Origin of the sequence: Xanthomarina sp. F1114, from assembly GCF_026410255.1 — a bacterium.
Taxonomy (GTDB): domain Bacteria; phylum Bacteroidota; class Bacteroidia; order Flavobacteriales; family Flavobacteriaceae; genus Xanthomarina.
This window is the reverse complement of record NZ_JAPMLL010000002.1, coordinates 26544-43253: the sequence shown is the minus strand read 5'-3', so window position 1 is coordinate 43253 and position 16710 is coordinate 26544. Positions and strand designations below refer to the sequence as shown.

The window sequence follows — 16710 nt, the reverse complement described above, 5'->3', positions numbered from 1 at the left end:
CGCCTCAAGAAATTGAGGCGTTTTTGTTATTATAAAATGTGTGTCAAGCTTTCTAATTACATCATGCCTGGCATACCGCCACCACCCATTGGAGGCATGGCAGGAGCATCTTCTTTAATATCTATTAACGCGCATTCTGTAGTTAAGATCATTCCAGCAACTGATGCAGCATTTTCTAATGCAATACGAGTTACTTTCTTAGGGTCGATAATTCCAGCTTTAAGCATGTCTACATAAGTTTCTGTTTTGGCATCAAATCCATAAGCAGCTTTACCATCCATTACTTTAGCAACAACAACACTTCCTTCTCCACCTGCATTTTCAACAATGGTACGTAAAGGAGCTTCTATAGCACGAGCAACAATTTGAATTCCAGTTACCTCGTCTAAAGTTTCTGTTGTAATTTTTTCTAAAACAGCTTTAGCTCTAACTAAAGCAACACCACCACCAGCAACAATGCCTTCTTCTACAGCAGCTCTTGTTGCATGTAAAGCATCGTCTACTCGGTCTTTTTTCTCTTTCATTTCAACTTCACTTGCAGCACCAACATAAAGTACAGCAACTCCACCAGCTAATTTAGCTAAACGTTCTTGAAGTTTTTCTTTGTCGTAATCGCTTGTAGTTGTTTCAATTTGCGTTTTAATCTGGCTAACTCTAGCTTTAATATCGTTAGCTTTTCCAGAACCATTAACAATTGTAGTGTTGTCTTTATCTATAGTTACAGTTTCAGCAGTACCAAGCATGCTCAAATCTGCATTTTCAAGAGAGAATCCTCTTTCTTCCGAAATAACTACACCTCCCGTTAAGATAGCAATATCTTCTAGCATAGCTTTTCGTCTGTCTCCAAATCCTGGAGCTTTTACTGCCGCTATTTTTAATCCACCTCTTAATTTATTTACTACTAAAGTAGCTAAGGCTTGTCCTTCTACGTCTTCAGCAATAATAACTAACGGACGACCAGATTGAGCAACTGGTTCTAATATTGGAAGGATTTCTTGTAAATTAGAAATCTTTTTATCGAATAATAAGATATACGGATTTTCTAAATCGGCAATCATTTTATCAGCATCTGTTACAAAATAAGGCGATAAGTAACCTCTATCAAACTGCATTCCTTCAACCACATCAACGTATGTTTCCATACCTTTTGCTTCTTCAACTGTAATTACACCTTCTTTACCAACTTTACCAAAAGCCTTAGCAATTAATTCGCCAATAGTATCATCGTTATTTGCAGAAATTGCAGCAACCTGTTTAATCATTTCTGATGAGTTGCCTACTTTTTTAGCTTGTTTTTCAAGGTCTTTTGTAATGGCTTCAACTGCTTTGTCTATACCACGTTTTAAATCCATTGGGTTTGCACCAGCAGCAACGTTTCTTAAACCTTCTTTTACAATTGCTTGTGCTAAAACGGTAGCAGTTGTAGTTCCGTCACCAGCTAAATCGTTAGTTCTTGACGCTACTTCTTTTACCATTTGAGCTCCCATATTTTCAAGCTCATTTTCTAACTCTACTTCTTTAGCAACAGTTACACCGTCTTTAGTTACTTGTGGTGCTCCAAAGCTTTTACCAATAATAACGTTTCTACCTTTTGGTCCTAAAGTAACTTTTACTGCATTTGCCAATGCATCGACACCACGTTTTAATCCGTCGCGAGCGTCTATATCAAATTTTATATCTTTTGCCATCGTTATAATTTTTTATTCCTGGCTGTGCAGGAAACTATTTGTTTTAATATTATTTTTTGAAAGTCGATTGTTGAGGTTCCTGCAAAAGCAGGAGTTATAATTATATAATTGCAAGAATATCGCTTTCACGCATCATTATATAATCTTTTCCTTCAAGTTTAAGTTCGGTTCCAGCGTATTTTCCATAAAGAACGGTATCGCCAACTTTTACAGTCATTGGTTCGTCTTTTGTGCCTTTACCCATAGCCATAACTTTACCTTGTTGCGGTTTCTCTTTGGCGTTATCAGGAATGATAATTCCAGAAGCTGTTTTAGTTTCTGCTTCTACTGGTTCTATAAGAACGCGGTCTGCTAAAGGTTTAATGTTTAAGCCCATAGTTATATTGTTTTTTATTTAGTTAATAAATTGTTTACTGCCATTGGAGAGTGCTAAAAATGTGCCATTATAGGTTGGCTGACAAATTTTCATTCAAAAAAAAATGCCAACTAAATTAGTTGGCATGTATTGTAAATTTTTGAAACAATTTTATTGGTCTGATCCTGGTTCAGTTTCAGTATTGTTTGTTGGAGCCGGAGCTGCAGGCGTTGTAGGAACAACTGGTTGAGTAGTTGCATCCATGTCTAATGCTTTAGAATCTACTGCGCCAGAACCTCTGTTAATAGCTACATTAGATAATAGAATTAGAACTAACATTAATGTTGCTAAAGCCCAAGTACTCTTGTCTAAAAAATCGGTTGTCTTTTTTACACCACCTAATTGCTGTGTTCCACCACCACCAAATGAAGAAGATAGTCCTCCACCTTTTGGATTCTGCACCATAATAACTACTACTAGTAAAAAGGCAACAACGACAATTAATGCTAAAAATATTGTAAACGTACTCATTGTTATTTGTTATTTTGTTCTTGTAATTTTTTTATTGCTTTAATTTGGTCTGCAAAGAAACCACTTTTTTCTGGATATTTCAAACTTAAAATGTTGTAAGATTGAATAGCTTTTTTATAATTTTTTTGTTCTAAGTAAATTCTGGCTAATGTCTCTGTCATTAAAGATTCGGGTTGAATCATCTGTTCTTCAGCAATATTCCCAGTGTTACTTGTTTTTTGCTTGGGTTTTAATTTAGGATTCTTAGAGATAAACCTATCTATTAAATCGAATTTTTTATCCCGGTTGCTTTCCGAGTTTTCTTCCAAAGTTTCTTCAATATTTACTTCTTTTTCAGAATTAGACTCTGGTCTTTCTATTTGTTTAAAACTTGCTATTTTTAACCATTCGTTAAAAGAGTGGGTTTCATTTTTATTAAAATCTAAGGGTTTTCCAAGTTGTAAAACGTCGTCTGGAGAAGTTGGATTTTCTGCAACATTTTTCTCTAAGTTTTCTTGAATATGTGTTGGTAATTCTTCATCTGAAGATTCAGGACCAAAATGAGCTAGCTTTTCTTTTTTTATTTTAGGTTCAAATAAATCCGGATCCCATATTCCAGTGGTATCCTCAATCTGCTTGTTTAGGCTGTCATCGATACTTACATTCTTATCCACCGAAATATCTTCTACTTCTACAGCAATATCTCTTAAATGAGCTGTATTTTGTTTTATATAAAGTGAAATTTTATTTTGAAGAAACTCTTCAGAAGTAATAAAATCGAATAATATACTTCTATCCGAAGTATATGCGGCCGTAGTTTTAAGTTCTTGATTGTATTTAAAGCTTTCTTTGTTTTTAAGTCCTTTAAGATATAATGCTCTAGCCGCTTGAAAATAAGGAAACTCTTTTGTAATGACCAATAAGGCTGAAGTGTTTTCAGAACTTATGTCTTGCGGATTCTGGAGGATGTCTATAAAAGCTGTTTGATTCATTTTACTACCACTTAGCTAAGGTTGCATTAAAGATATCTTGTGTAAGTCTTTCAAATATTTCTTCTATAAGGGCTGCTTTTTGAGCTCCAACAGGGTTAGCATCTCCGGCATAATCTTTAAAGAAAGAAAAACGCTGTTCTAAATCGTCTTCTTCATTTTTTCTATTATAAAAACGTACATTTACTGTAATGGTCAATTTGTTTTGAGCAGCAGTATTGTCTGCAGTTGCTGTAGTTGGAGAGACTCTGTATTCAATAATTTCTCCTTCGTACACCAAATCTCCTCCTGAATTAACTAGCTCTAAATTGGTTTGATTTAAAAGTAAATCTGCCAATTCATTTGTAAACTCTCTATCTAGTCCAGGTTCTACTAAAATAGCATTATTTTGAAAATAATTAACCTGAAAAGTTTTTGTGCTAGCGGGAATAGAAGCTCCAGTAAATGAATAGGCACCACACCCCAGAACGGTAATAGAAACAAGCACTAAAAGGGGTATTTTTAATAATTTCATAAGTCGTATTGCTTTATTTTTCTATATAAGGTGCGTTCGCTAATTCCCAATTCGGCAGCTGCTAGTTTGCGTTTGCCTTCATGGCGTTCCAACGATTTTTTTATAAGTTCCAATTCTTTGTCTTGTAAAGATAAAGTTTCTTCTTCTTCAATTTCTTCAGCAAAATGGTATTTATCTTGTGGTTCTGCTGAAGGCTCGAAACTGTCTTCTGATTTCTCTCCAATAGCTAAAATTTCTAAGTCTTCTATAGTAACATCTTCTTCGTCTTCTTCTCCATATATTTTTTGAATAAGTCCTTCTTGGTCCTTCTGAACATCTTTGCCACTTCCGCTTTTCATGAGTTCCATGGTTAGTTTCTTTAAGTCGTTGATATCGCTTTTCATATCGAATAAGACTTTATATAGAATTTCGCGCTCATTGCTGAAATCGCTTTCAGACTTAGAAGTATTAACAACGGCAGGTAAATTGCTGCCTTCGTTTGGCAAATATCCTTCCAGTGTGCTTGCATTAATAGTTCTATTTTGCTCTAGAACTGAAATCTGCTCGGCTATATTTCGTAATTGTCTAACGTTTCCACTCCATCTATATTTTAACAAGACAACTACGGCATCGTCTGTTAATTTAATAGTTGGCATTTTATACTTTAATGCAAAATCGCTTGCAAATTTTCTAAATAATAAGTGAATATCTTCTTTTCTTTCTCTTAATGGCGGTAAGTGAATTTCCACGGTGCTTAATCTGTAGTAAAGATCTTCACGAAACTTTTCTTTTTTAATGGCTTCGAACATATTTACGTTAGTAGCCGCTACAATGCGCACATTGGTTTTTTGCACTTGACTAGAGCCTACTTTAATAAACTCGCCATTTTCTAGAACTCGCAATAAGCGTACTTGTGTGGTAAGCGGTAATTCGCCAACTTCATCTAGAAAGATTGTTCCTCCATCGGCTACCTCAAAATATCCAGATCTTGTTTGTGTAGCACCTGTAAAAGCTCCTTTTTCGTGTCCAAAAAGCTCGGAATCGATAGTTCCTTCTGGGATAGCTCCACAGTTTACAGCTATGTATTTTCCGTGTTTTCTGTGTGATAATTGATGGATAATTTTGGGAATGCTCTCTTTTCCAACCCCAGACTCTCCAGTTACTAAAACTGAAATATCTGTTGGTGCCACTTGCATAGCTTTTTCTATGGAACGATTAAGCTTAGCATCGTTACCAATAATTCCAAATCGTTGTTTTGTTGCTTGAATGGATTCCATATTAATTCCCTGCAAAAGCAGAAATAATTTTTAATTAGTACTTTGTTATATAATCGTAGGTGAAACTATTTGGTTCAAATTGATTACCGATTGATAAAGAAGCATTGATTGTTGACCTAATTCTACCTACTTCCCTTTCGTATTCTATAATAAATTCAGCTACAGAGTTTAATTTATAAAATGCCCGCAATTGCAGGAATTCGCTAATTATTATCCGATAATCCAGTAGCTACCCCAATTAAAGTGGCGCTGGTGCAATCGTTTATTTTTACATTGACTAAATCGCCAATTTTATAATTTTCTTTTGGAAAAACGGCCACACTATTTTGCGACGTTCTTCCAGACCATTCAGCATCCGATTTTTTAGATTCCTTTTCAATTAAAACTTCAACCACCGTATTTAAATATGCTTCAGTTTTAATAGCACTATGTTCGCGTTGACGCTGAACAATTTCTGCTAACCTACGTTTTTTAACATCTTCTGGCACATCGTCTTCCAGCTTACGTCCTGCCATAGTTCCTGGTCTTTCAGAATAGGTGTACATAAAACCAAAATTGTATTTTACATAGTCCAATAAACTTAAAGTATCTTGATGGTCTTGCTCTGTTTCTGTTGGAAAACCAGCAATTAAATCTTGACTAATAGCACATTCTGGAAGGATTCTTTTAATATTATCTATTAAAGCGAAATATTCTTCTCTAGTATGCAAACGGTTCATTTCTTTTAAAATTCTGTTGCTTCCACTTTGAACAGGTAAATGAATATGCTTGCAAATATTGTTGTGTTTTGCCATGGTTTCTATCACGTCCAAAGTTAAATCCTGAGGATTTGAAGTAGAAAAACGAATACGCATTTTTGGATATGCTTTAGCACACATATCTAAAAGATTAGCAAAATGTATGGCTGTTGCTTTTTGTAAATCGCTTGCTTTATCAAAATCTTTTTTTAAGCCTCCTCCATACCAAAGGTAGCTGTCAACATTCTGTCCTAAAAGTGTAATTTCTTTAAAACCTCTAGTCCACAAATCGTCAATCTCTCCTAAAATACTTTGTGGGTCACGGCTTCTTTCTCGGCCTCTTGTAAACGGAACCACACAAAACGTGCACATATTATCGCACCCACGAGTAATGGAAACAAAAGCAGTTACTCCATTACTATTTAAGCGTACTGGAGAAATATCGCCATAAGTTTCTTCTTTAGAAAGAATCACATTAATAGCTTCTCTTCCGTCTTCAACTTCGGCAAGCAAATTAGGTAAGTCTTTATAGGCATCTGGACCAACAACTAAATCTACAATTTTCTCTTCTTCAAGAAATTTGCTTTTTAATCGTTCAGCCATACATCCTAAAACACCTACTTTCATGCCAGGATTGGTGCGTTTTACGGCATTGTATTTTTCTAAACGTTTTCTAATGGTTTGTTCGGCTTTATCCCGAATAGAACAGGTGTTTACTAAAACCAAATCTGCATCTTCAAGATTTTGTGTGGTATTGTATCCTTGATCTGAAAGAATGGAGGCTACAACTTCACTATCGCTAAAATTCATGGCGCAGCCGTAACTTTCAATATAAAGCTTACGTGAATTTTGTTCTTTATTTTCTAAAACTAGACTTTCGCCTTGTTTACTTTCGTCTATAACTTTATTCATAGTTCTTTTGAAAAATTATTTTTAGTCAATTTTTCTGCCCGTTGGAACAAGAAGCAGCAAAGATACAATTATTTTAAGGAAAGTGACAAAGTGACAGTGTGTTAAATTTATTGTAAGAAGTAAGAGAATTTAAGTACTTTTAAACCCTAAATAAATCAGCTATTAATGACCTACCACGAATTAGAAACCAGAATTAAAAATGCTCCGCAACTAGATTTTGGAAATCTTATTAATGATGTTATCGAATTATTTAAACATATTTGGTTAAAGGGGTTTATTGCTGTTTTAATGATTGTAGTTTTTGTTTTTGGAATTATTATGGTTTTTGGACTTATTGGACTAACACCACAAAATTTAACCTTCCAAGAGGACTTCGATCTTGCTAATTTTTACGACACTTATTTTCTGAGTGCTATTTACGGAATACCACAAACTATTTTAATTAATACGGTAACACTTGCTATTCTTGCAGCCTTTTATAGAATGTGCAGACAGTTTATGTTAGAAGAAAATATAGATGAAAATTATTTCTTTTTCTTTAATAAGGCCTATTTTTCTAAAGTATTTATGTTGGGAATTATTTATACCGCTATAGCCGTTGTTGCTCAACTTATGTTTTTTGTACCTTATTTATATGTGTTTATACCTTTGTCTTTTTTTGCTGTTATACTAGCTAATAATCCAGAATTAGAAGAATTAGCTATAATTAAGTTAAGTTTTCAGTTAGGTAATAAAAAATGGCTTTTAACTTTTATAACCATGTTTGTTGCCGGAGTAATTGGTATGTTGGGTTTAATTGCTTGTGGAATTGGAGTTGTGTTAACAATCTCTATAGTTTATTTACCTCCTCTTTTTATTTATAAAGAAGTGGTTGGATTTCATAAAAATGACAGGAATACAACTGTTGAAATTCATACTGAATCTAATTTGGAATAATAAAACTTACCATATTATAGATAGAATTATTATTCCTTCAGAAAATTTTATCACTCTTTATCTTTCTTAAATTCCAACTTATTTTATTTATAACGAAATCATTGGTATTACGACTGCTGTTGAATTAGTACGAGTTAATGCTTATTATTTTGTCAGCCGATTAAAGGTGTTTTTTAGAGGGTAAAATCAGAAAAATGTCGATAAAATGCACTTGAATAATTTATTAATTAGGTAGATATATTTTTTTTCACATACATTTGTAGCCTTAAAAAATGATAAATGGCGAAGAATTTAGTAATTGTTGAGTCACCTGCAAAGGCTAAAACCATAGAAAAGTTCCTTGGAAAAGACTTCAAGGTAGAATCTAGTTTTGGACATATTGCAGATTTACCTTCAAAAGAATTAGGAGTAGATGTAGATGGAGATTTTAAACCAAAATATGAAGTTTCCAAAGATAAAAAAGCAGTTGTTAAGAAACTTAAAGACTTAGCTAAGAAAGCCGATATGGTTTGGTTAGCAAGTGATGAAGATAGAGAGGGAGAAGCTATAGCCTGGCATTTAGCCGAATCTCTAAACTTGGAAGAAGAGAAAACGAAAAGAATAGTTTTTCACGAGATTACTAAAACGGCCATTAATAAAGCCATTGAAAACCCAAGAGGAATCGATTACGATTTGGTAGATGCGCAACAAGCACGTCGTGTTTTAGATAGAATTGTAGGTTACGAGCTTTCGCCTGTACTTTGGAGAAAAGTAAAAGGCGGACTTTCTGCTGGACGTGTGCAATCGGTTTCTGTAAGACTAATTGTAGAGCGAGAGCGCGAAATTCAAAATTTTGAGCCTGTAGGTTCATATAGAATAGATGCTGAATTTGCTAATGAAGCAGGACAGGCATTTAAAGCAAAATTACCAAAAAACTTTAGTGCTAAAGAAGAAGCACAAAGCTTTTTAGAGAAAAATGCAACAGCCAATTTTAAGGTTGCAGAATTAGAGAAAAAACCAGCTAAAAAATCCCCAGCTGCACCTTTTACAACTTCAACCTTACAACAAGAAGCAGCTAGAAAATTATATTTTTCGGTAAGTAAAACCATGACTTTAGCACAGCGTTTGTACGAAGCAGGTTTAATTACTTATATGAGAACAGATAGTGTCAATTTATCTGACGAAGCTAGAAAAGGCGCTCAAACCGAAATTGAAAATGCTTACGGTACAAAATTTAGTAAACCAAGAAATTATAAAGGAAAATCTAAAGGTGCTCAAGAGGCGCATGAGGCTATTAGACCTACAGATTTTTCGTTACACTCTGTAGATATAGATAGAGATCAAGCTAGATTATACGATTTAATCTGGAAACGTGCTATTGCTTCGCAAATGAGCGATGCTAAATTAGAAAGGACGAACGTAAAAATCAGTGCTTCAACCCACAAAGAAATTTTTACTGCAAATGGAGAGGTAATCACTTTTGAAGGATTTTTAAAAGTGTATTTGGAAGGCACAGACGACGAAGATACCGAGCAAGAAGGTATGTTACCGGCAATGAAATCTAACGAGGCGCTTCTTAATAATTATATTACAGCAACAGAGCGTTATACGCGAGCTCCATACAGATATACTGAGGCTTCTTTAGTAAAACAACTGGAAGAGTTAGGTATTGGTAGACCGTCTACTTATGCACCAACAATTTCTACTATTCAGAATAGAAATTATGTAGAAAAAGGGACTGTTGAAGGTGTTGAGCGCGATTATTCGCAGTTAACATTAAAAAACGGTCAAGTAAAAGATAAGATGCTTACCGAAAAAGTAGGTTCGGATAAGGGGAAATTAGTTCCAACAGATATTGGGATGATTGTTACGGACTTCTTGGTAAATCACTTTCAAAATATTCTAGACTATAACTTTACAGCTAAAGTTGAAGAAGACTTTGATGATATTGCAGAAGGAAAAGTCAATTGGACAAAGATGATGAAGGATTTCTACAAAGATTTTCATCCTATAGTAGTAGATGTTCAAGAAAATGCTGATAGAGAATCTGGAGAGCGCATTTTAGGAAAAGATCCAAAAACAGGAAAACAAGTAAGTGTACGTTTAGGAAAATTTGGACCAATGGTTCAAATTGGAACTGTTGACGATGAAGAGAAACCAACCTTTGCTAGTCTTTCTCCAGAACAACAATTAAATACTATTACTTATGAGGAAGCTATGGATTTATTTCAACTTCCAAAAAAACTGGGAACTTTTGAAAACGAAGAAGTAGTTGTAAATAATGGACGTTTTGGACCTTATGTAAAATTTGGCTCTCAATACGTGTCGTTACCAAAAGGAGTAGACCCGTTAAGTGTGGAATTAGACGATGCTATTGTTTTAATTAAGGAAAAACAAAAAGCAGACGCTCCTATATATATGTATAAAGATTTACCAGTTCAAAAAGGTAAAGGTCGTTTTGGTCCATATATCAAGTGGAACAATATGTTTATTAATGTAAACAAGAAGTACGATTGGGACAATCTATCAGACACAGATATTGTAACACTTATTGAAGAGAAAATTCAGAAAGAGATAGACAAGGTAATTCACCACTGGGAAGAAGAAGGGATAAAAGTAGAGAAGGCAAGATGGGGAAGGCACAATGTTATTAAAGGTAAAATTAAAATTGAATTACCTAAAACTGTGGATGTATCTAAAATGACTTTAAAGGAAGCTCAAACTCTTATAGAAGAAAAGGCTCCAAAGAAGAAGGCAACTAAGAAAAAGTCTACAGCCAAAAAAACAACTAAAAAGAAAAAATAATTAAAGCTATATATATAAGGTCTAATGAATTTTAATTTTCTTTCTCCTGTTTCCGATATGGTCCTAGCTCATAACGAGTTATTGTCTCAACAAACCTTAGGAAAAAAAATCAAGATTCATTCTAAGCAAGAAGGTATTCCAGAATTGGAAAATGTGGATATGGCTATAATTGGTGTTCTTGAAAACAGGAACGATATCAATTATATAGGAGAAGAATTTGATTTAGATGAGATTCGAAAATCACTTTATTCTTTATTTCCAGGAAGTTGGCACAAAACTATCGCCGACTTAGGAGATATTAATAAGGGAGAATCTGTAGAGGATACGTATTTTGCGTTAAAGACAACTATAAATATTTTAGTTCAAAAAAACATTATTCCTATTATAATAGGAGGGAGTCAAGATTTAACTTATGCTAACTATCGTGCTTATGATACTTTAGCGCCAATGGTTAATATAGTTAATGTAGATTCTAAATTCGATTTAGGAGATTCTGCTAAACCTATAAAGAACGATAGCTTTGTGGGTAAAATAATTTTAGACCAGCCTTATAACCTATTTAATTATGCAACTTTAGGCTACCAGACCTATTTCAACTCACAAGAGGAAATAGATTTAATGGATAAGCTCTATTTTGAATCTTATAGATTAGGTCAAGTTTCAAATGATATAACCTTGGCAGAACCCGTTTTAAGAGATGCTAATATTGTTAGTATTGATTTAACTGCCATAAAAGCTTCCGAATTGAGTTCTAGACAAAAATCTTCTCCCAACGGATTAGATGGAAAAGAGATTTGTGCCATCTCCAGATACGCCGGAATAAGTAATAAAGTTTCTTCAATAGGAATATATGAGTATAAGCCATCTTCAGATGATGCTATTACTTCTATGATGGTTGCGCAAATTATTTGGTACTTTATAGAAGGAGTAAATTGTAGAATTAAAGATGATGACTTTTTAAATGACGAAAGTTATCAGAAATTCATTACTTTGGTCGACGATCAAGAATTGGTGTTTTATAAAAGTATAAAAACACAACGTTGGTGGATTGAAATTCCTTTTTTAGAGGAAGTGAATACTAAACTAAAAAGACATACGTTATTACCATGCATGCATGGAGATTATTTAGATGCCTGTAATAATAAGTTGCCAGATCGGTGGTACAAGGCTTATCAAAAAAACTGTATATGACGACTGTGTTAAAATTCGCTCTTTTCATCGTTGAACCGCATTATTTTCACGATGAAGCGTGAATTTTTTTAAAAAAAAGTTGTTTTTTATAAAATATATAGATATGTTTACGCTCTTAAAATTTTTAAGACACAAAAATTAAATTATTAACCTCGAGTTTTCTATGGATATGAAGAAGTTTATTTTATTAACCGCAGTTTTAACATTTTTAGCTAGTTGTGGCTCTGGAGACAGAGGTCAGTTAGTGGGTGTTAAAGGAAAGAAGTGGCATCCTGAACAGCCTTTTGGTATGGAGTTAGTGCCTGGTGGAGCCTTTATAATGGGTAAAGCAGACGACGATTTAGCAGGTATTAATGATGCGCCTTCTAAAACAGTAACTGTTAGGTCATTCTATATGGACGCTACAGAAATTACAAATAGCGAATATCGTCAATTTGTAAATTGGGTAAGAGATTCTACAATTAGAACTAAATTAGCTATTCTTGCTGATGAAATTGGAGAAGTTCCTGGAAACGGAGGTATTGGAGAATACGCTTTTAAAGATTCAGATCCTGAAAACATGACTGTTTACGAAAAGTACATGTATGATAACTATAGTGGTCTAGGGCCAACTGGTTACGAAGGAAGAAAACTGAATCACGATGTTGAAATTTTATTTGACACGGCAGATTATCCAGATGAGTATTATGCTGAGGTAATGGATACTATGTATATTCCACTTGAGGAATCATATAATGGTCAAAGAACTTGGGATGTTACTAAATTTAAGTTTCAATACACTTATATGGACATCGAGAAAGCCGCTAAAAATAGATCTTTAAAAAGAAAAGATGTTATTATTAAGGAGGAAGTAGAGATTTATCCAGATACAACTGCTTGGATTAGAGATTTTGCATACTCTTATAATGAGCCAATGCACAACGATTACTTCTGGCATGATGCTTACGGAGATTATCCTGTAGTTGGAGTTTCTTGGACACAAGCAAAAGCTTTTTGTCAATGGAGAACTTTGTATCATAATTCTTATAGAAAAAGCAGAAAACAACATTTTGTAAACTCTTATAGATTACCTTCAGAAGCTGAATGGGAATATGCTGCAAGAGGAGGTCTTCAAGCTGCTACTTATCCTTGGGGTGGTCCATATACAAAAAACGACAGAGGTTGTTTTATGGCAAACTTTAAGCCTTTAAGAGGAGATTACGCTGCAGATCAAGCTTTATATACTGTTGAAGCTAAATCTTACGAGCCAAACGACTTTAACTTATACAATATGGCTGGAAACGTGTCAGAATGGGTAAGTGCATCTTACGATCCTGCTTCTTACGAATATGTTTCTACTATTAACCCTAGTGTTAACGATATTAATAACAAACGTAAAGTTGTTCGTGGAGGATCTTGGAAAGATGTAAAATACTATTTACAAGTAAGCTCTAGAGATTACGAATACGCAGATTCTGCGAGAAGTTATATTGGATTTAGAACTGTTCAAGATTATATGGGAACAGAAGTAACTCAAAATGCAGTAACTAATTAATAATAATAAATCAACCACAAATATTTAATCAATTAAATTTAAGTACAAACTTAAACACTTAACTAAAAAACTAAAAAACTAAAATTATGGCACAGTCAAGAGCATTTAAGAAATTTATGGTAATGTCTTACGGATTTGGAGCGTCCATTGTAATTATTGGAGCATTATTCAAAATCGTTCACTTTGAAATAGGACCGTTAACAGGTAACGTGATGTTAACTTTAGGTCTGGTAACAGAGGCTATTGTATTTGCAATTTCTGCTTTCGAGCCTGTTGATGATGATTTAGACTGGTCTTTAGTATATCCAGAATTAGCTGGTGCACAAGGAGTTTCTTCTAGCAAAAAACAAGAGCAACCACAAGACGCTGAAGGTTTACTTTCTAAAAAATTGGATAACTTATTAAAAGAGGCTAAAATAGATGGAGAATTAATGGCTAGCTTAGGAGATAGCATTAAAAACTTTGAAGGAGCTGCAAAAGGTATTAGCCCAACAGTTGACTCAATGGCTGCTACTAAAAAATATGGTGAAGAACTATCTTTAGCTGCTGCACAAATGGAGTCTCTTAATAGTTTATATAAAGTACAATTAGACAGTGTAAACCGTCAAGCTTCTATTAATGAAGAAGCAGTTGAGAATGCGACAAAATTAAAAGATCAAATGCAATCTTTAGCATCTAACCTATCATCATTAAACGGTGTATACGGTGGTATGCTATCTGCTATGAATAAGAACTAATTAGTATAGTACTAAAACTAAATTTTAACAATTAACTACAAAACTAATTAGAAATGGCAGGAGGAAAATTATCCGCAAGGCAGAAAATGATTAACTTGATGTATTTAGTGTTTATAGCCATGCTAGCACTTAATATGTCGAAAGAAGTACTATCGGCATTTGGTTTAATGAATGAAAAGTTAACCGAATCCAATCAGGCAGCTTCTGAAAGAAACGAAGCATTTATGCAAGGTTTAGCAGAAAAGGTTTCAGAACAACCAGCAAAATATCAGCCTTTAAAGGCACAAGCTGATCAGATTAGTACCTTATCTGATAACTTTAATAGTTATTTAGAAGAATTGAAAGGAAATATGACCGCAACCGTTAAAGATCCTAGAGATTATGAGGTTATGGACAAAGGAGATTATTTAGATAATAATTTCTTTCAAGCTGATAAATTGAAACCAGAAGGGCAAGAGTTTTTAAATCAAATCGCAACCTTTAGAGATGGGGTTGTAGAAGTATTATCTCAAAACCCTGATATGGCTGGTATTGCAGAAGACGTTAAAAATAAATTTGAAACTGAACCTGTAACAAATAGAGATGGTATTAAGGTAGATTGGTTAGATTACCATTATAAAGGGTTTCCATTAGTGGCATCTTTAACCAAAATGACTCAGTTACAAGCAGACGTAAAAACGACACAATCTGAAGTTTTATCTTCTATGTTAGCTGGAAAGTTAAAAGTTGAAGCTTCTTTAACAAACTTTGACGCGATTGTGGTACCTAGTAAAACAGCTTTCTTTTCAGGTGAAAACTTTACAGGTACAATTATCTTAGGAAAAAAGGATACCACCTTAAAAGCAGACAAAGTAGTTATTAATGGAGAAGAATTATCAGCAGATGCCATGCAAGCAGGTAAAACTCTATTAGATTTCCCAGCAGGTGCTGTTGGAGAAAGAGAGATTACTGGAGAATTTCAATTTAAAGAAGGAGATTCAATTATCTCTATTCCAGTAAAATCTACCTATGCTGTTGTTCCTAAACCAAATTCAGCAACTATTTCTGCTGATAAAATGAATGTTGTATACCGTGGGGTTGCTAACCCAATGACTATCTCATTCGCGGGTATCTCAGATAATAACGTATCTGCAAGTGCTCCAGGATTAAGCAAAACATCTGGTGTTGGTAAATACGTAATGAACCCTGGTACAGGAAGAGAAATATCAATTAATGTAACAGGTACTTTACCTGATGGATCTAAAGTTAGCGATAAAGCTACATTTAGAATTAAAGATATTCCAAAACCAACTGGAACTATTAGTGGACAAGATGGTATTGTAAAATTACCTCGTAACTCTGTAGAGATTGCTACTATTGGTGCTATGTTAGACGATTTTGATTTTGAATTACCAATTCAAGTTACATCGTTTAAATTTAAAGTACCAGGACAACCATCTGTTAACGTAAATGGAACTAAACTGAACAGTCAAGCGAAAAATGCTTTACGTAAAGCAAGACGTGGAGATAACGTTCAAATTTTTGATATCAAAGCACAAATTAGAGGAAATTCTTCTTATAAGTTAAAAGGAGTTTCAGCTGTAATTGTTGAGATAGCAAACTAATAGAAATTATCATCTCAAAAAGTGATAAGCCCTAATAATTAAATTTAAAAAGATGAATTATAAAAGTTTTTTATTAACCGTTTTAAGCATATCGTTTGTATCTGCTTCCTTTTCTCAGGCTAATATTTTAAATGCTAAAAGTCCTGAAGAGATTGGTGTTAGAACCGATGCTCAAAGAGAAGTAGATAACGACAAACCATTGGATTATGGGTATGTGGACGATAGAGATATTATGTTTTCTAAAATGACCTGGGAAAGAGTTGTATTAGACGAGCGTGTTAATTTTCCATTATATTATCCTGTAGATACCAATAATATTGGTAAAGACAGACGTTCTTTATTCGATGTACTTTGGAAAAACGTTAAAGATGGTAATATTGAAAACATTTATGATGATTCTTATTTTACAACCAAAAGAACATTAAAAGATATTCGATCAGCTATGTCTAAAGTAGATACTCTAGATATTGGTTACGAGCAATTTAATGCAGATGGGTATGTAGATCCAGAGTATATTATTAAACGTGATATTACTTCTTACGATATTAGTGCTTATTTAATTAAAGGTTTATGGTATTTCGATAAGCGTCAAGCAGAATTAAAATTTAGACTTCTTGGAATTGCACCAGCAGCACCAGATGTTAACTTTATAGATTCTGACGACGAAGCGAACAAAGAACCAATTCCTTTATTTTGGGTGTTTTTCCCAGATGCTAGAGAAATCCTGCATGATGCAAAATCGTTTAATAACGAAAACAGTGCGGTGCCTTTCTCTTACGATCACTTGTTAAATTCTAGACGTTTTAATGGTTATATTTATAAAGAGGAGAATGTGTACGGAGACCGTAAGGTGACCGAATATATTTCTGAAAATGCTTTAATGCAACTATTAGAATCTGATAGAATTAAAGAAAAAATTAGAAACTTTGAATTAGATATGTGGGCCTACTAGATAGAATCTCA

General features: G+C 33.9%; 14 protein-coding genes. 7 read left to right on the top strand and 7 right to left on the bottom strand.

The genetic code is table 11. The annotated features are described in order from the left end of the window. Positions 1 to 56: 56 nt before the first annotated feature. The 7 genes from groL to miaB form a co-directional block, all read right to left on the bottom strand. On the bottom strand, positions 57 to 1688 hold the full coding sequence (groL, locus tag OS188_RS01515) for a chaperonin GroEL (protein WP_267147048.1): 1632 nt from the start codon (positions 1686 to 1688) through the stop codon (positions 57 to 59). 100 nt (positions 1689 to 1788) lie between these two features. Then, a complete protein-coding gene (locus tag OS188_RS01510; RefSeq protein WP_267147047.1) occupies positions 1789 to 2064 on the bottom strand; it encodes a co-chaperone GroES in 276 nt (91 codons plus the stop codon). A 150-nt stretch (positions 2065 to 2214) separates the two neighbouring features. Then, the gene (gene secG, locus OS188_RS01505) at positions 2215 to 2574 is read right to left on the bottom strand and encodes a preprotein translocase subunit SecG (protein WP_267147046.1); all 360 of its coding nucleotides are present in this window, start codon (positions 2572 to 2574) and stop codon (positions 2215 to 2217) included. 2 nt (positions 2575 to 2576) lie between these two features. Continuing rightward, positions 2577 to 3545, bottom strand: coding sequence for a DUF8458 domain-containing protein (locus tag OS188_RS01500; protein WP_267147045.1), 969 nt, complete (start codon positions 3543 to 3545; stop codon positions 2577 to 2579). A 4-nt stretch (positions 3546 to 3549) separates the two neighbouring features. Beyond that, positions 3550 to 4056, bottom strand: a complete 507-nt coding sequence (locus OS188_RS01495) for an LptE family protein (RefSeq protein ID WP_267147044.1) — start codon at positions 4054 to 4056, stop codon at positions 3550 to 3552. Then, entirely contained in the window at positions 4053 to 5312 is a 1260-nt protein-coding gene (locus OS188_RS01490; RefSeq protein WP_267147043.1) for a sigma-54 interaction domain-containing protein, read from the bottom strand. Before OS188_RS01490 ends, OS188_RS01495 begins: the two co-directional genes overlap by 4 nt. Before the next feature lie 203 nt (positions 5313 to 5515). Continuing rightward, positions 5516 to 6961, bottom strand: a complete 1446-nt coding sequence (gene miaB / locus OS188_RS01485) for a tRNA (N6-isopentenyl adenosine(37)-C2)-methylthiotransferase MiaB (RefSeq protein ID WP_267147042.1) — start codon at positions 6959 to 6961, stop codon at positions 5516 to 5518. Positions 6962 to 7126: 165 nt separating this feature from the next. Here miaB and OS188_RS01480 point away from each other — a divergent pair, with 165 nt between their 5' ends. From OS188_RS01480 to porN, 7 genes are all read left to right on the top strand, one after another. Next, positions 7127 to 7897 carry a hypothetical protein gene (locus OS188_RS01480; protein WP_267147041.1) on the top strand — a complete coding sequence of 257 codons (771 nt, stop codon included), beginning with the start codon at positions 7127 to 7129 and terminating at the stop codon, positions 7895 to 7897. Between the two features lie 279 nt (positions 7898 to 8176). Beyond that, the gene (gene topA, locus OS188_RS01475; protein ID WP_267147040.1) at positions 8177 to 10681 is read left to right on the top strand and encodes a type I DNA topoisomerase; all 2505 of its coding nucleotides are present in this window, start codon (positions 8177 to 8179) and stop codon (positions 10679 to 10681) included. 24 nt (positions 10682 to 10705) lie between these two features. Continuing rightward, positions 10706 to 11872 (top strand): formimidoylglutamase, encoded by a 1167-nt coding sequence (locus OS188_RS01470; RefSeq protein WP_267147039.1) that lies wholly within the window; start codon positions 10706 to 10708, stop codon positions 11870 to 11872. Positions 11873 to 12041: 169 nt separating this feature from the next. Further along, complete coding sequence (porK, locus tag OS188_RS01465) at positions 12042 to 13406, top strand: T9SS ring complex lipoprotein PorK/GldK (RefSeq protein WP_524499584.1); 1365 nt, start codon at positions 12042 to 12044, stop codon at positions 13404 to 13406. A gap of 86 nt (positions 13407 to 13492) precedes the next feature. Continuing rightward, the gene (gene porL, locus OS188_RS01460; protein ID WP_267147037.1) at positions 13493 to 14143 is read left to right on the top strand and encodes a type IX secretion system motor protein PorL/GldL; all 651 of its coding nucleotides are present in this window, start codon (positions 13493 to 13495) and stop codon (positions 14141 to 14143) included. A 53-nt stretch (positions 14144 to 14196) separates the two neighbouring features. Then, complete coding sequence (gene porM, locus OS188_RS01455) at positions 14197 to 15747, top strand: type IX secretion system motor protein PorM/GldM (RefSeq protein ID WP_267147036.1); 1551 nt, start codon at positions 14197 to 14199, stop codon at positions 15745 to 15747. Positions 15748 to 15799: 52 nt separating this feature from the next. Further along, entirely contained in the window at positions 15800 to 16699 is a 900-nt protein-coding gene (porN, locus tag OS188_RS01450; protein ID WP_267147035.1) for a type IX secretion system ring subunit PorN/GldN, read from the top strand. Positions 16700 to 16710 lie beyond the last annotated feature (11 nt).